The organism is Enterococcus sp. C50 (genome assembly GCF_040887505.1).
Taxonomy (GTDB): domain Bacteria; phylum Bacillota; class Bacilli; order Lactobacillales; family Enterococcaceae; genus Enterococcus_B; species Enterococcus_B thailandicus.
The window spans coordinates 27539-42129 of sequence record NZ_JBFOFW010000006.1; the positions used below are offsets into that span (position 1 = coordinate 27539).

Genomic DNA, 14591 nt, shown 5'->3' on the forward strand with positions numbered 1-14591 from the left:
TGTGGTTACTCTTGTGATTTATTTTCTTCCTTTGATTCTCCTGTTGTCTCTGTCGTTTCTTTTGTTGAACTACTTGATGAATCTTTTTCTGAAGAAGCTTTTGCTGGATCTGGCCCCTTGGAGTAAACAACACTCACGATATCACCTTTAGCAATACTTGCTCCGACACCTGGATTAGTACGAATAACTTTATCCTTGTCGACAGTATCTGAGTATTCAGAAGTTTCATGTCCAATGTATTCAGCGCCAATCCCAGATAAATAATTTTGTGCTTCACTCTTTGAATAGCCTGAAATATCATTTAGACGACTTGGTTTTTCCTCAGCTCCTTGGCTGACTACAAAACTAACAGCTGTTTCTGCTGCCGTGAATTCGCCTGACCCGGGATTTTGACTAATAATATTTCCCGCAGCTATCGTATCGCTATAATCATAGCTCACGCTAATATTCGATGCTAAAAAGCCTGCAGATATCAACGTACTATAAACTTCATCATAGTTTTCGCCTGTATGATTATACAAATAAACTGGTTCCGCTCCCTTGCTCACTTTGAAAGTAATTGTATCAGAATCCGGATCAACTTCTCCGTCCGCAGGTGTTTGAGAAATAATTGCACCCTTCTCAACTTCAGAACTATATTCTTCTTCCGACTTAATTTGGTTTTCTGAAAAACCTAATTCAATTAAATTTGCTTTTGCTTCATCGTAGTTTACGCCAGCATAATCTTTTAATTTGATTTTTTTCGAGCCACTGCTTAAATATAATTTTACTTCGCGATTCCTTTTCACAGTTGTTTTTGCTGCAGGATCTGTTTTAACCACACTTCCTTCTTCAATTTTGTCATCAGCAATTTCTTCTGTCTCGCTCGCTACTTTTAGATTCGCGTTTTCCAACACCGTTCGAGCCGCTGCTTCCGTTAAATCTGATACATCTGGTACTTCCACTTCGCCTCGACCACCAGAAGCAAAAAATACGCCTGCGCCGATGCCTAAGCCCAGTAAGACCAGAATGAGTAAAATCCACCATTTTTTTCGTTTTTTCTTTGGTTTTTCTTCCTCTTCTTCTGGCTGATGATTTGGTTGTTCCCACACGTCATGTTCATCTGGTAAACGCATCGATTTGAACGAATCTGGCATTGGTGAGTCTGCATCAATCGGTGTCAGCACTTTGGTTTCATTCAGCATAGCTTGCGGTTCCCACTTTGGTTCATTCGCACGCGCAGGTGAAAGAACCGTTGCTAAGTCTTCATTCATTTCATCCGCAGTCAAATACCGATCCGTTGGTTCTTTGGCAGTTGCTTTCAATACAACATTTTCCAATGCCTGTGGCGCTCCCGGATCAATCGCTTTAATCGAAGGTAGCTCATCTTGAAAATGTTTCAAAGCGATCGTTACTGCTGACTCACCGTCAAATGGCACACTACCTGTCAACATTTCATAAAGAATGATTCCAAGCGCATAAATATCGGACTGTTTCGTAGCCATACTTCCTCTTGCTTGTTCAGGTGACAAGTAATGCACGGAGCCTAACATTGTATTCGTTTGAGTAATTGATGTTTCAGATAATGCAATCGCAATTCCAAAATCAGTAATCTTCACGACACCTTCATGGTCAATCAAAATATTTTGAGGTTTTAAATCGCGATGGATGATTTGATGATTATGAGCCAAAGAAATCGCTGATAAAATTTGTTGCATAATATCAACAGCTGTCTGATATGGAATTGGATAATGGGTTTGGATGTATCGCTTGAGATCCATTCCCTTCACATATTCCATTACTAAATATTGCATACCAGCTTCTTCACCAACATCATAAACACTCACGATGTTTGGATGAACCAATTCAGTTGCTGCTAAAGCTTCTCTTTGGAATCTGCGGATAGCAGTTTTGTCGTTTTGAAAGTCAAACCGTAAAACCTTGACAGCTACATCACGGTCTAAGATTAGGTCATGGGCCAAGAAAACATTTGCCATTCCGCCACTGCCAATATTGCCAGTGATTTGGTAACGTCCATTTAATTTCTTACCTAACTCGATCATGCACAGTCCTCCTTGTACTCAATAAGGAGTGCAGTAATGTTATCAGCGCCACCTGCCTCGTTTGCACGATCGATCAATTCTTTTACTTTATCCGTAAGCGAACCGGCACCATTGATAATTGACCCAATCATTTCTTCTGACAACATATTAGTAAGTCCATCTGAGCAAAGTAATAATCGATCACCCAATTGCCAAGAATAAGTTGCTACATCTACTTCAACTGTTCCCGGCATTCCTACCGATCGTGTCAAAATATTTTTTCTTGGATGGTTCACTGCCATTTCTTGACTGATTTCACCAGATTTGACCAGTTCATTCACTAATGAATGGTCTTCTGTTAACTGCTTTAATTGGTCTTCACGTACTAGATAAGCACGACTATCCCCAACATTTGCAATCGTAAATCTTGTTTCTGACAGAGCTGCAGCAACAATGGTTGTCCCCATACCATTATATTCTGGCTTTTCTTGTCCTCGCTGATAAATTTTACCATTTTCATTTTGGATTGTTTGAATAAACCACTGGGCAATTTTTTCACTATCTTTTAGTGCTTGTCCTTCCCAGTCAGCACCCAAATTGGTCACAGCCATTTGACTGGCAATATCACCAGCTCGATGCCCACCCATTCCATCAGCTAAAACTGCCAGTTTGATTCCTTCTTGATTAGTAAATACACTCGCATAGTCTTGGTTGGTATTACGGCGTCTTCCTACATCTGATTGAAATTCAATTTGCATTTCTTCACCTCATTACTTTTTACGCAAACAACAGATAAAAAAGCCATCTGTATTAAATTGATGTGGATACAAAGTTAACATTTTATCTTCGATTGATGATTTTAGCACAGGACTCACTAAAACATCAATCCTTTCAAATTCAGGATGTCGTTTTAAAAAGGTCGAAATGACCCCTTGATTTTCATCAGCTAGAATGGTGCAAGTGCTATAAGTCAAGATTCCTGACGATTTTAACGTAGGAGCACAGCTTTCCAAAATTGCTAATTGAATTTTAGGTAAATTTTCTAAATCTTGTGGATTTTTTTTGTAGCGAATGTCTGGTTTCCGACGCAATAAGCCTAAACCAGAACATGGTGCATCAACCAAAATACGATCAAATTGTTCTGATTCAAAAGTTTGTTGTACTTCTCGTGCATCCATTTTTTGTGCAAAAACTGCTGACGACACATTTAAGCGAGCAGCATTTTCGTCAATTAGCTTTACTTTATGATCATGAACATCAAGAGCAATCACTTCGCCACCACATGTTGAATCTAAAAATGTTGCAATATGCGTTGTTTTACCGCCTGGCGCAGCACATGCATCCAGCACATGATGCTCTGGCTCAATTTGCATGGCTGGTGCAACTAACATGGAGCTTTCATCTTGGACAGTTAGCAAACCATCATGAAATAGTGAACTCGAAGCTAAATGACCTTTTTCAGCAACAACACCATAAGGGCTAACTTGGCTTTCTTTCACAGAGATATCTTCTTCATTCAAAACAGTGATTGCTTGTTCACGTGACAAGCGACGAACATCCACCCGTCCACTTGCATGGCTTGATTCATAGAGTGAATAACCTAGTTTTTCTGTTTCTTCAAACCCAATTTGATCAATAAAACGTTGAGTCAGCCAAACAGGTAAACTGATTTTCACTGCCAATCGCTCTACGGGATCTTTGATTGTTTCTACGTCAGGTTTTCCTTGGCGTTGATAACTTCTCAATACGCCATTCACGAATTTTCCTGTTCCGGGGTTTCCTTTTATTTTCGCAATTTCCACAGCTTCGTTCAAAATCGCATGGTCTGGAACCTTGTCTAAAAATTCCAGCTGATAAACAGACAACAACAGCAATGTTTTGACCCATTCATCTACTTTTTTTGCTTTAGCAATAAAAGGAGTAATATAAAATTCAAGTAATAATTGATGACTAATCGTTCCATAAACAAGTTCTGTAAATAGTCCGATATCTTTTGGATTAAGCTTTCCTTTGTTAATCATTTCGTTTAATAAAAGATTGGAGTACGCACCACCTTTAGAAACTCGTTCTAAGGTCATTAAAGCCATGTAGCGTACAGATTTTTTCATACTGTTTGGGATTTTTGTCATTATTTCACCTGCTGTCCAACCATTACATGCTGGCCGCTACCATTTAGAAATGCTTGAATGGTTTGCTTCCCTTTACCTGCAGGTTGTAATTCTTTGATTGCTAATACCGTTTGATTGCCACACGCGATCCAAAGGTTCTTTTTATCTTTGCGAATGATTGTACCGGGAGCTTCGGTTGTTTCCTCTGCAAGTGGCTCCACAGCTAGTAATTTCCAACGAACATCTTCATACGTTGTAAATGCGATTGGCCAAGGACGCATCCCGCGTACTTGATTATCAACTTCTTCAGCCGTTTTATTCCAATCGATTGCTTCTTGTTCTCTTGTAATGTTAGGAGAAAAGGTCACTTTTTCTTCATCTTGAGGAGTTGGTGTTAAGCTACCATCTAAAATACTTGGTAATGTTTTTAATAAGAGTTCTTTTCCTAATAAACTCAATTTATCAAACATTGTTCCAACATCATCTTGTTTGGTAATGGGCAAGCTTTCTTGCGCAAAAATACCACCAGCATCCATTTTTTTAATCATTTCCATAATGGTGACACCTGTTTCTTTTTCACCATTGATAATCGAATAATGTACAGGTGCTCCTCCACGATATTTAGGTAATAAAGAAGCATGGACATTGATTGCTCCATGTTTAGGAACTTGAAGTAATTTTTCTGGTAAAAATTGACCGAAGGCAGCCGTAATCAAAATATCTGGTTGTAATTCAACGATTTTTTCCATTTCTTCTGAGCCAGAAATCTTTTCTGGTTGTAGTACTAGTAAATCGTGCTTCAATGCTGCTTCTTTGACTGGCGTTGGTGTAATCACTTTTTTTCTACCAACTGGTCGATCAGGCTGTGTCACTACAGCTTGAACTGTATAGCCAGCTTCCAATAATCCCTCTAGTATTGGGACGGAAAAAGCTGGTGTTCCCATAAATACAATATTAGTCATTCATGTGCTCCTCCATATATTTTTCAAGTTCTTCTTCAGGAATTTGTTCAATCATTTTTTCAACAAACAAAACACCGTTTAAATGATCGATTTCATGTTGAAAGGTTCGTGCTAAATAGTCGAATGCCGTTACTTCCATTTCTTGACCTTCACGATCAAAATAGCGAACAGTCACCTCGTCTGCACGTTTTACAGTCCCATAAACATGCGGGATACTCAAACAACCTTCCACATCTAAGCTTTCTCCTTTTGCCTCAATAATTTCAGGATTGATCAATTCAAATTTGTCCCCTTCATCAACTTCAACGATTGCTAAACGAAGATTTTTTCCTACTTGCGGTGCTGCAATACCAATACCGTCCATCGCAACCATTGTTTCATACAGGTCATCTAGTAGGGCAACTGTTTCATCTGTGATGACATCGATAGGTTGAGCTGTTCGTTTTAATTTATCATTTGGGTGAATCAAGATTGGGTAGCGCATATAGTATCCTTTCTCAAATAAAATGTAATGGTTCATTATCAATTGCCACGAATAGTCCATGGCGTTGTTCTTTTTGGCTTTTATATAAAATGTCATCCAACACATTGGCTAGTTGTGGTTCGTGCTTGTATTTAATAATCAGCTGATAGTAATAACGATTCTTCACACGCAAAATCATACTTGGTGTTGGACCTAAAATCAAACTTTGGTCACTTAACGTCTGTTTGAGCAATTGCCCAATTTGGAAGATTTTTTTTGCAGCTACTTGTTCTTCTGGGTGGCTCGTGGTAATTTTCACCGTAAAATAATACGGTGGGTAGCCTCCGCGATGACGAACTTGCATTTCTTTTTGATAAAAGCGTTCATAATTTTGTTCTTTTACTAACTCAATTGCGTAATGTTCTGGGTTAAATGTTTGAATGACTACCTCTCCAGCTTTTTCAGCTCGGCCAGCTCGACCTGAAACTTGCGTTAACAGTTGGAAAGTATGCTCACTTGATCGGAAATCTGGTAAGTTGAGTGACGTGTCTGCATTTAAAACACCTACTAACGTTACATCTGGAAAATCTAGTCCTTTAGCAATCATCTGCGTACCTAAAAGAATATCTGCTTCCTTCGCACCAAATTTTTGCAAGATACGTTCATGTGCTCCTTTTTTTCGGGTAGTATCGACATCCATTCGTAAAATACGCGCTTCCGGATACAAAGTTTGCAATTCTTCTTCCACTTTTTGCGTACCTGTACCATAATACCGAATTTTATTCCCACCACAATTTGGGCAACGATGAGGGATTGGCTCTTCATGTCCACAGTAATGGCAACGCATTGACTTACTATCCATGTGTAACGTCAAGGAAATGTCACAGTTTGGACAAGGTAAAACAAACCCACAGTCACGACACATAACAAACGAAGAATAGCCACGACGATTTAATAACAGAACCGTCTGTTCCTTCTTTTCTAAACGATCTTGAATTTTTTCTTGTAATTGGCTAGAGAAAGTAGATGCCTGATGTTTTTGAAACTCTTCTCGCATGTCCACAATGTCAATCACAGGTAGCTGTGCACTACTTTTTGCTCGTTTGTTCAAGGTCAAAAGTTGATACACTCCCTTTTGTGCTCTCGCACGTGATTCAAGAGAAGGTGTCGCACTTCCTAATACGACTGGACAATGATGGTACTTCCCACGCCAAATAGCTAAATCTCTCGCATGATAGCGTGGTGTTTCATCTTGTTTATAACTTGATTCATGTTCCTCATCAATAATAATCAAGCCAATATTTTCTAACGGTGCAAAAATCGCCGAGCGAGCACCAACAACTACTTGTGCCTCGTTTCGTTCGATTTTACGCCACTCGTCATATTTTTCTCCCTGCGATAATCCACTATGTAATACCGCAACGGCTTCACCAAAACGTCCTTTGAATCGCTCAACCATTTGTGGTGTCAATGCAATTTCTGGGACTAACATGATTGCTGTCTTTTTCGCAGCTAAAACTTCGGCAATACTTTGCAGGTAGACTTCTGTTTTTCCACTTCCGGTAATGCCTTCTAATAAGAAAATCGGTTCTTGTTGTGTTTGACATGCTGTGGTAATTTGATCGACTGCAAATTGTTGTTCTTGGTTCAAATCTAACGCGCTGGTTTGCTCAAATGAACGGTGTTGATATGGATCACGATAACGTTCGACTTCTTCAAAACGAAGCCAGCCCTTTTCTTTTCCTTGATTCAACACAGTGCTACTGATTCCTTTATCTTTAAAGTACGCAAGTGGCTCATCTTTAACTACTTCAGATAAGCAAAGCAACAATTCTTTTTGTTTTTTAGCATTTTGACGTAGCTTTCCCCACTCTTCCTCGATCTGTTCTTCTTTCAAAAGTGAGTGAACCATTCGAATTGTCTTCACTTTGTTTTTAATATGAACTTCATAACGAATATCAACTAATTTCTTTTTTCGCCAACGCATCAACTGAGAAACCATGCCTAAAGACTCTGCCTCTTTCCAAGAAATCATTTCTCGTTCTTGAAAAAATGCTTGTGTTTCAACTGCAGGTTTCAACGGATAAATGATTTTGTCATACTCCGCTTTCATGACACTTGGCAACATCGTTTGAAGACAAGTGATTTTAAATGCGTAGGTAATTGTCTTCATATAATCAGCCAACGCTAAAAGCTCTTGATTAACAACTGGTGCTAAGTCAAGCACACGAATAATTGATTTAAGTTGGACTTCAGTCTGAACAGCTTCGTCGTTCAATCCAACAACAAATCCCTGAACATGTCGATCGCCTTTTCCAAAGGGAACTTCCACACGCATGCCCACTTGCAACTCCGCTTCTAATGTGAAGGGAACGAGATAAGTGAAAGGTTGATCTGTTTGCATCGTCGGCACGTCTACAATTACTTCTGCAATTACTCCCACAACTTTCCCCTCCTTTGATAACCATTTTTTAGTGAAAAAGATCCGTGCTTATTTTACTAGAAAACCCTTAGCTTGTCCTGATTTCTGCCATTTCGTAACAAAAAAATAAACTAGCTAACTCACGTCTTCTTTTATTTGAATAATTAAAAAGAGAGCCGTGACCCTGGTCACAGCCCCTGAAATTATAGTTTTTGTTCTTCGCGAATGCGTGATTCTAATTCTTGTTGTTCACGTTCTTTTTGTGCTTGGCGTTCTTCATTTTCCATACGTAGACGTTCACGTTTCAATTCAGGATGTGGATCATTGATCACATTTCCCGCATCAATTTCTTCAAGTGCTTGACCAACACTTTTTACAGATTCAAATGAATCCAATGTTGGTTGTGCTCCCGCATCTAATTCGTGGGCGCGTTTACTTGATAAAATTACTAATGAGTATTTTGAATTTACTCGGTCTAACAATGAGTCAATTGAAGGTTTCAACATCATAAGACTACATCTCCTTTAACATTTTAATATATTTTCCGATTACCCGATCTACTCGAAAGTGTTCGCTAGCAATAATATCTTTAATTCGATTAACAGCTAACGGAACTTCATCATTTACAACGGCATAATCATAAAGGGCCATCATTTCGATTTCTTCTTTAGCAACTCTCATACGTTCTTCAATTACTTCTTCTGCATCCGTTCCACGACCAACAATTCTTGATTTTAATTCTACTAGATCGGGCGGTGTCAAAAAGATAAATACACCATCTGGTACTTTATCTTTTACTTGCTGTGCTCCTTGAACTTCGATTTCTAAAAATACATCTTTTCCTTCGTCCAAGGTTTGATTCACATATGATAATGGTGTGCCATAATAATTTCCAACATACTCTGCGTATTCAAGCATCTCACCAGCTTCAATCATCGCTTCAAATTCTTCTTTGCTCCGAAAGAAATAGTCGACTCCTTCGACTTCTCCTTCTCGCATTTTACGAGTAGTCATTGAGATTGAATATTGAAAATCATTACCCTCACTCTCAAAAATTGCTTTACGTACGGTTCCTTTTCCTACACCGGATGGACCTGACAATACGATTAATAATCCACGCTCTGACATGACGACGTCCTTTCAACTAGTCTTTTCTTGCTTATCGTTTATTTTGCACTTTTTTTCTGCAACTTTCAAGGTTCTCTTTATTATAGACAGATTTTCCTAAAAAAGCCACCTTTGCTTGAAACTAGAAAAGAAAAGCTTGATTTCCTCGACAAAACAAAAAAACTGCAACCAAATTTCTGGTGCAGCTTTAGATAGTCTTTGATGTTTCAACATACTTGATTTTAGCCAAAAGAATTAAAATCCCATGTTAGACAAAGTATTCACGACACCAATGATTTCGTCTTTTCGGCTAAGTACTTTTTCTGTTGGATCACTAACTTCTTGTGTATCCATACGCACAATAAATTTTCGATTAAGCGTTACATATGTCCCATCATTGATCAAAATATTTAGTTCTTGATCCGAAATTTTTACGCATGCGTCTTGCCAGGCATCAAATCCTTCTTTATCTGATGGAACATTTCTTTTAACCACACTTTTTCCGCTTAACTCATGAAAAGTAATATCATAATAGGTCATTACAAACTTCCTCCTGTTTCTATTTTATAAAATTATTCAATATTTTGAACTTGCTCACGAATTTTTTCCAAAATCGTTTTTAATTGGACTACTTGGTTTTTGATTTCAATTGCACTTGACTTGGATCCAATGGTGTTCACTTCTCGATTCATTTCTTGAATTAGAAAATCAAGTTCTCGACCAACTGGTGTAGACATCAAAATTAATTCATTTAGCTTTACGAGATGGATAAACAAACGATCTAGTTCCTCGTGAATATCTCCACGTTCTAACAAAATGGCCAACTCTGTCAACAATCGTTGCTCATCAACTTTGTCGCCTAAAAATTCTTCCAATTTTTTTTGATAGCGTACTTGGAATTCTTGTTCATATGTTTCAACAAACGCTACAAGGTTGTCTAACACTTGCGAAAACTCTTCTTTGTTTTGCAACAATACAGCAGCTAAAGCCTGACCTTCTGCTTCACGGCTACGTTCAATTGCTGCTAAGGCCTCAGACAACGTTTCTTGAACTAATAGACTGAGTTGCTCTTCATCTGTTTTTTCTGGTTCACTGACTGAAACAAACTTTTCCTGTAACGCTAGACGTTCAATTAATGACGCTACCGAAAGTTGGACTTCACCACCGAAGCGATCATGTACGCCTTGCGAAAGTTGCGTCACTAACGAATCAATCAGCGACCAGTCAATTTCAACTTGTTTCGTATTTTCCCCGATATGCGTTACATTCACAAAAACTTCAACTCGTCCGCGAGTGAGTTGTTGTTTAATCAACTGACGCATAGTACCTTCAAGAAAATTCAAAAGCTTCGGACTGCGTAATTGAATATCCAAAAAACGTTGATTCACACTTTTGATTTCAATATCCAGTTGATACTCTTGTGTTTCACGGATTGCTTTGCCAAAACCGGTCATACTTTTCATTCGACAGGGTCCTTTCTTACATGTTTTCTATCGCTTTTTGCAATGCTTCAAACTCTTCGTTCGTCAATGTCAATCCTTTCCCCATTTTTTCGTGTTCCGGTGACCAGTCACGCAAATCAAATTTCGGCGGGCGACCATTCCAGCTAACTAAGTTTAATTCTTTACGCCAGCCCTTTGCGTTTTCAGATAAAATTGCGATTTCTTCTATGATTTCATAGGAAAATTCTTGTGCCATTCTTGTTCCTCCTTAAGATAATGTGCATATAAAACAAATAATGTGTTCAATGGTTGTTCCTTAAGCAACGTTTGAACCTTCTCTTTCGTACTAGCATAAAGTTCTTTTGCTAGTTCCGTCAACTTTTGTTCTAAACGTTGTTCTCTTGAAGAAGACCACCACTCTTCCATACTTAGTAACCCAATTTCATTCGTAACAATTTCTGTAAATGGACGTTGTTCTTTTTCACGAATCAACGTTATCATTTCTGGTACTTGATAAACTTTATTAGGCAGTAAATACATTTGTTTTGCCAATAGTTCTAGCATTGCTAATCCGCAAGTTTCAATAACGACCCTGTCTTTATATACATTACGCAAATTCTCCCAAAATTTTACGTCATAGAAAAAAGAAAGCTCTAAATTTTTTTCCTTGGCTAACGTGCGCAGAAATTTTTTCCAAATTTTTTCAGCCAACACGGTCGAATCAAAGGTATACCAATGACCTTCATATTGGTGCAGCTGTTTTTTTGTTTCTAAATAACCTAATTGTAAATTCATTGAATTACGCTGTCCATCAAAAATCAAAAATGTACCTAGCGTCCAAAGTGAGCGACAACGCCATTCAACAAATCCTAATGGTTTTTTGACTCTTTTTGTAATTCCTGGTCCTTGAACATCTACCACAAAAGCTTCAGTTGCTCCTTGTTCAATCGCAACATCCACTGGCAGATTATTTTTATATCCGCCATCAATATAGCGATCTTTGTCAATTTTTTTATAGGCCATCGCTGGATAAAAAGAAGCGGAAGCAACAATCCACTCCGGAATCTGCTCTGGTGGCATTTTTTGAATAGGCACCACTTTCTCAATCATTTCAGGAATTTTAGTCGTAACTGTAAATAGTTGTGGCTTCGTTTTTTGAACTATGCTTTTCAAATCCAATGATTTTCTTAGCAGTTCTTCTAAAGGCTGTGAAGAAATACCGCGAGTTAAAACAGCCGTCTTGGTCATTCGACGAATATCAGTCAACAACTGTTGACGCAAATCAGTTAAAGGCACGTTCTCTGGTACAGCCAAAATCTGATTGGTGGATAAATTCGTCCATAAAAATTCAGCTTGATCCAAATCACCTTGCAACATCAAGACGCCATTGATTGCACCAACTGACGTGCCGGTAATAAGTTCAATCGAAAAGCCAGCTTCTTGTAATGCCTTCCACACACCAATTTGGTAGGCCCCATGTGCGCCGCCCCCGCCAAAAACCACAGCAGATTTTCCAGAAACATTTTTCACCCACTGAGTAGTCCTGGTATCAACTGTTTGGTACCCAAATTGAATAAATAATTCGGTCATTTGGGAAGAAAGTGGTTGTGAAAAGGAAAACTGACAAGCCGATTTCAAAAAGTAGCGCGCACAACTTTCCAGCAATGTAAATAATTGACGCCATTGCCGGAAAGATTCGTTGGCTAACACATTTGTTATCACCAAATGATCTGACTCACTTGCTTCTCCTGTTTTCTTCTCAAAGTAGAGCACTAGTTTACCAGCTTTGACTCGCCATGCATTTTTCTTTTTTGCCGTTTGCCAAAAAGAATCACGACTTTTTTGTTGTTCATTGAAAAACGGAAATGGTTGTTCCATTTTTCGACTTTCATTGTGTAGACGCTGCCTTTCTGACCAATAAATTGGTTGGATATCCATCGTTCTCTCCTTTTTCTCCAAGTATAGCAGTCTCTGAAAAAAATTTCTTGTCTGAACTAATTGCGCCTATCCTTTACAAAAACAAAAGAGTTCATTTATCTTTTCTAAAAAATAACTGATATCAAATTTAAAGCAATTTGAAAGCTACGATTATTTTCAATGAAAACGTGACTTTGTAATGGAATTTTAAAATAAAAGAAACAAGCTTTTTTCTTACAATTGTTGTAAAATAAAATAGTTGAGAAATCAAGTAAGGAGGAGCATGATGACTGATTCAGTTTATGTACATATCGACACAACTAGTAACGCTGTTTTAACCAAAGGATTAACTGCAAATGATTTTTCAAACAGCATCGTGCATTATCCTCAAAACTTGCTATTATTAGATCCTGCTGCTTCAGCAGGAGAATATGAACCTCACACTGGTTTGAAAATCATTCGTGGAACAGAAAATATTCAACATTTCTTCTCCTCACTTCGTAATCGTCATAATGCGGACGACTTAAAGTGGATCGATTTTACAGACCTAACTATGCTAAAAGAACTATCACCATTAGAAATTTCAGAATTATTGTATTTTGGGCATATGAAAACGCATCTGCACTCACCATTTTTCTATAAATTACAAAATAATTTTGTTTATTTTGATTTAAGCGATCAGTTGAACCGAATTTATTATCGTTACCTGGATGAATTTTACCGAATTTTTGCAGACAAGATGAGTCAAATTCTTGCAGATAAAATCAACGAAAAGAAATCATTCTTTCGCCGTGGCATCACTGTTGAAAAAATCAATGGTGATTTACTAAAAGAAATGCGTCCATTGATGCAAGAAGGCATTATTTTTTCATTTGAACAAGCTGGATTGATCAATGATGAGTATCGAATCCCCATCTATGTGATCGAAGACTACATTTGGAAATTAAAAGGGACTCGCTACCGTGAAGAACCTGTAATTGGTACACTCGTCTACAACACACTTGACCGACGTTGGCGTCTAATCAGTGATGTGGATGACTTTGCCTACGGTACACTAAATTAAAAAATTTTTTACCTGTGTAAAGGAACGTAACAGTTAGATGTTACGTTCCTTTTTTCGCAAAAAAAGATTGAACAAAAAGCCATAGGCTCTTTGTTCAATCTTTTTAAGTGCTTATTTTTTTGTTTCAAAAAGTGGGCTAACTGGTTTATTTTCATGGATACGTTTAATTGCGTCACCCATCAAACCACCAACGCTAACTTCGTCGATTTTATCAATTTTACGATCTTCTGGTAGATAAATTGAGTCCGTTACAACTAAGCGTTCAATTGCTGAATCTTCAATTCTTTGCAAAGCTGGACCAGATAAGACTGGATGTGTACAAGAAGCATAAACACTTGTTGCTCCTGCTTCTTTCAACGCGTTAGCTGCTAAGGTGATCGTACCTGCAGTATCAATCATGTCATCGATCAAGACACATGTTTTTCCTTCAACTTTACCGATGATATTCATTACTTCTGCAACATTTGCTTTAGGACGTCTTTTGTCGATGATTGCAATTGGTGCTTTTAGGAACTCAGCCAATTTACGCGCACGAGTTACGCCACCGTGGTCAGGTGAAACAACAACAACATCGTCGCCTTTGATTCCTTTTTCTAAGAAATAATTAGCAATTAATGGTGCACCCATTAAATGGTCAACAGGAATATCAAAGAAACCTTGAATTTGAACAGCGTGAAGGTCTAGGGTCAACATTCTTGTTGCTCCTGCTTTTTGAATCATGTTTGCAACTAATTTAGCAGTGATTGGTTCCCGCGCACGCGCTTTACGGTCTTGACGAGCATAACCATAGTACGGCATAACTACATTAATTGTTTTTGCACTAGCGCGTTTCAAAGCATCGATCATAATCAACAGTTCCATTAAATTATCATTTACTGGACTACTTGTTGATTGGATAACATACACATGTGAACCACGAATACTTTCTTCAATATTTACTTGAATCTCACCATCACTGAATTGAGTAACAGATGATTTACCTAATTCTACACCAACAGCTGCAGCGATTTTCTCAGCTAATGGGCGATTTGAGTTTAATGCAAAAATTTTTAATCTTGGATCAAAATAATGATTTGACATGGGGAC

14 protein-coding genes are annotated in these 14591 nt (G+C 38.1%); 1 reads left to right on the plus strand and 13 read right to left on the minus strand.

Annotation, left to right across the window (positions count from 1 at the left end):
- Positions 1-5: 5 nt before the first annotated feature.
- From pknB to AB3I20_RS08950, 12 genes are all read right to left on the minus strand, one after another.
- Positions 6-2042 (minus strand): Stk1 family PASTA domain-containing Ser/Thr kinase, encoded by a 2037-nt coding sequence (gene pknB, locus AB3I20_RS08895; protein ID WP_067484692.1) that lies wholly within the window; start codon positions 2040-2042, stop codon positions 6-8.
- The gene (locus AB3I20_RS08900) at positions 2039-2779 is read right to left on the minus strand and encodes a Stp1/IreP family PP2C-type Ser/Thr phosphatase (protein ID WP_067484688.1); all 741 of its coding nucleotides are present in this window, start codon (positions 2777-2779) and stop codon (positions 2039-2041) included. Before AB3I20_RS08900 ends, pknB begins: the two co-directional genes overlap by 4 nt.
- Before the next feature lie 12 nt (positions 2780-2791).
- Entirely contained in the window at positions 2792-4150 is a 1359-nt protein-coding gene (gene rsmB / locus AB3I20_RS08905) for a 16S rRNA (cytosine(967)-C(5))-methyltransferase RsmB (protein ID WP_067484685.1), read from the minus strand.
- Positions 4150-5091, minus strand: coding sequence for a methionyl-tRNA formyltransferase (gene fmt, locus AB3I20_RS08910; RefSeq protein WP_270608429.1), 942 nt, complete (start codon positions 5089-5091; stop codon positions 4150-4152). Before fmt ends, rsmB begins: the two co-directional genes overlap by 1 nt.
- On the minus strand, positions 5084-5575 hold the full coding sequence (def, locus tag AB3I20_RS08915; protein WP_368027219.1) for a peptide deformylase: 492 nt from the start codon (positions 5573-5575) through the stop codon (positions 5084-5086). The genes fmt and def overlap by 8 nt, the downstream gene beginning before the upstream one ends.
- Before the next feature lie 13 nt (positions 5576-5588).
- Positions 5589-7997, minus strand: coding sequence for a primosomal protein N' (priA, locus tag AB3I20_RS08920; protein ID WP_368027186.1), 2409 nt, complete (start codon positions 7995-7997; stop codon positions 5589-5591).
- A 182-nt stretch (positions 7998-8179) separates the two neighbouring features.
- On the minus strand, positions 8180-8485 hold the full coding sequence (rpoZ, locus tag AB3I20_RS08925; protein ID WP_067484679.1) for a DNA-directed RNA polymerase subunit omega: 306 nt from the start codon (positions 8483-8485) through the stop codon (positions 8180-8182).
- A gap of 4 nt (positions 8486-8489) precedes the next feature.
- The gene (gmk, locus tag AB3I20_RS08930; RefSeq protein ID WP_067484676.1) at positions 8490-9104 is read right to left on the minus strand and encodes a guanylate kinase; all 615 of its coding nucleotides are present in this window, start codon (positions 9102-9104) and stop codon (positions 8490-8492) included.
- Between the two features lie 234 nt (positions 9105-9338).
- The gene (locus tag AB3I20_RS08935; RefSeq protein ID WP_071869021.1) at positions 9339-9623 is read right to left on the minus strand and encodes a hypothetical protein; all 285 of its coding nucleotides are present in this window, start codon (positions 9621-9623) and stop codon (positions 9339-9341) included.
- A gap of 32 nt (positions 9624-9655) precedes the next feature.
- On the minus strand, positions 9656-10546 hold the full coding sequence (locus AB3I20_RS08940; protein WP_218657991.1) for a YicC/YloC family endoribonuclease: 891 nt from the start codon (positions 10544-10546) through the stop codon (positions 9656-9658).
- Between the two features lie 16 nt (positions 10547-10562).
- Positions 10563-10781, minus strand: a complete 219-nt coding sequence (locus AB3I20_RS08945) for a YdbC family protein (protein WP_067484668.1) — start codon at positions 10779-10781, stop codon at positions 10563-10565.
- A complete protein-coding gene (locus tag AB3I20_RS08950; RefSeq protein WP_270346727.1) occupies positions 10751-12463 on the minus strand; it encodes a patatin-like phospholipase family protein in 1713 nt (570 codons plus the stop codon). Before AB3I20_RS08950 ends, AB3I20_RS08945 begins: the two co-directional genes overlap by 31 nt.
- Positions 12464-12728: 265 nt before the next feature.
- Here AB3I20_RS08950 and AB3I20_RS08955 point away from each other — a divergent pair, with 265 nt between their 5' ends.
- A complete protein-coding gene (locus AB3I20_RS08955) occupies positions 12729-13505 on the plus strand; it encodes a hypothetical protein (protein ID WP_095803862.1) in 777 nt (258 codons plus the stop codon).
- Between the two features lie 111 nt (positions 13506-13616).
- On the opposite strand, the gene AB3I20_RS08960 is transcribed toward AB3I20_RS08955, so the two are convergent.
- Positions 13617-14585, minus strand: coding sequence for a ribose-phosphate diphosphokinase (locus tag AB3I20_RS08960; protein ID WP_067484661.1), 969 nt, complete (start codon positions 14583-14585; stop codon positions 13617-13619).
- Positions 14586-14591 lie beyond the last annotated feature (6 nt).

Coding starts and splice junctions, on each gene's coding strand:
- AB3I20_RS08945 (WP_067484668.1), bottom strand. CDS start 10,781: ATGGCACAAGAATTTTCCTATGAAATCATAGAAGAAATCGCAATTTTA.
- AB3I20_RS08955 (WP_095803862.1), top strand. CDS start 12,729: ATGACTGATTCAGTTTATGTACATATCGACACAACTAGTAACGCTGTT.
- pknB (WP_067484692.1), bottom strand. CDS start 2,042: ATGATCGAGTTAGGTAAGAAATTAAATGGACGTTACCAAATCACTGGC.
- rpoZ (WP_067484679.1), bottom strand. CDS start 8,485: ATGATGTTGAAACCTTCAATTGACTCATTGTTAGACCGAGTAAATTCA.
- fmt (WP_270608429.1), bottom strand. CDS start 5,091: ATGACTAATATTGTATTTATGGGAACACCAGCTTTTTCCGTCCCAATA.
- def (WP_368027219.1), bottom strand. CDS start 5,575: ATGCGCTACCCAATCTTGATTCACCCAAATGATAAATTAAAACGAACA.
- AB3I20_RS08900 (WP_067484688.1), bottom strand. CDS start 2,779: ATGCAAATTGAATTTCAATCAGATGTAGGAAGACGCCGTAATACCAAC.
- rsmB (WP_067484685.1), bottom strand. CDS start 4,150: ATGACAAAAATCCCAAACAGTATGAAAAAATCTGTACGCTACATGGCT.
- AB3I20_RS08960 (WP_067484661.1), bottom strand. CDS start 14,585: ATGTCAAATCATTATTTTGATCCAAGATTAAAAATTTTTGCATTAAAC.
- AB3I20_RS08940 (WP_218657991.1), bottom strand. CDS start 10,546: ATGAAAAGTATGACCGGTTTTGGCAAAGCAATCCGTGAAACACAAGAG.
- AB3I20_RS08935 (WP_071869021.1), bottom strand. CDS start 9,623: ATGACCTATTATGATATTACTTTTCATGAGTTAAGCGGAAAAAGTGTG.
- AB3I20_RS08950 (WP_270346727.1), bottom strand. CDS start 12,463: ATGGATATCCAACCAATTTATTGGTCAGAAAGGCAGCGTCTACACAAT.
- gmk (WP_067484676.1), bottom strand. CDS start 9,104: ATGTCAGAGCGTGGATTATTAATCGTATTGTCAGGTCCATCCGGTGTA.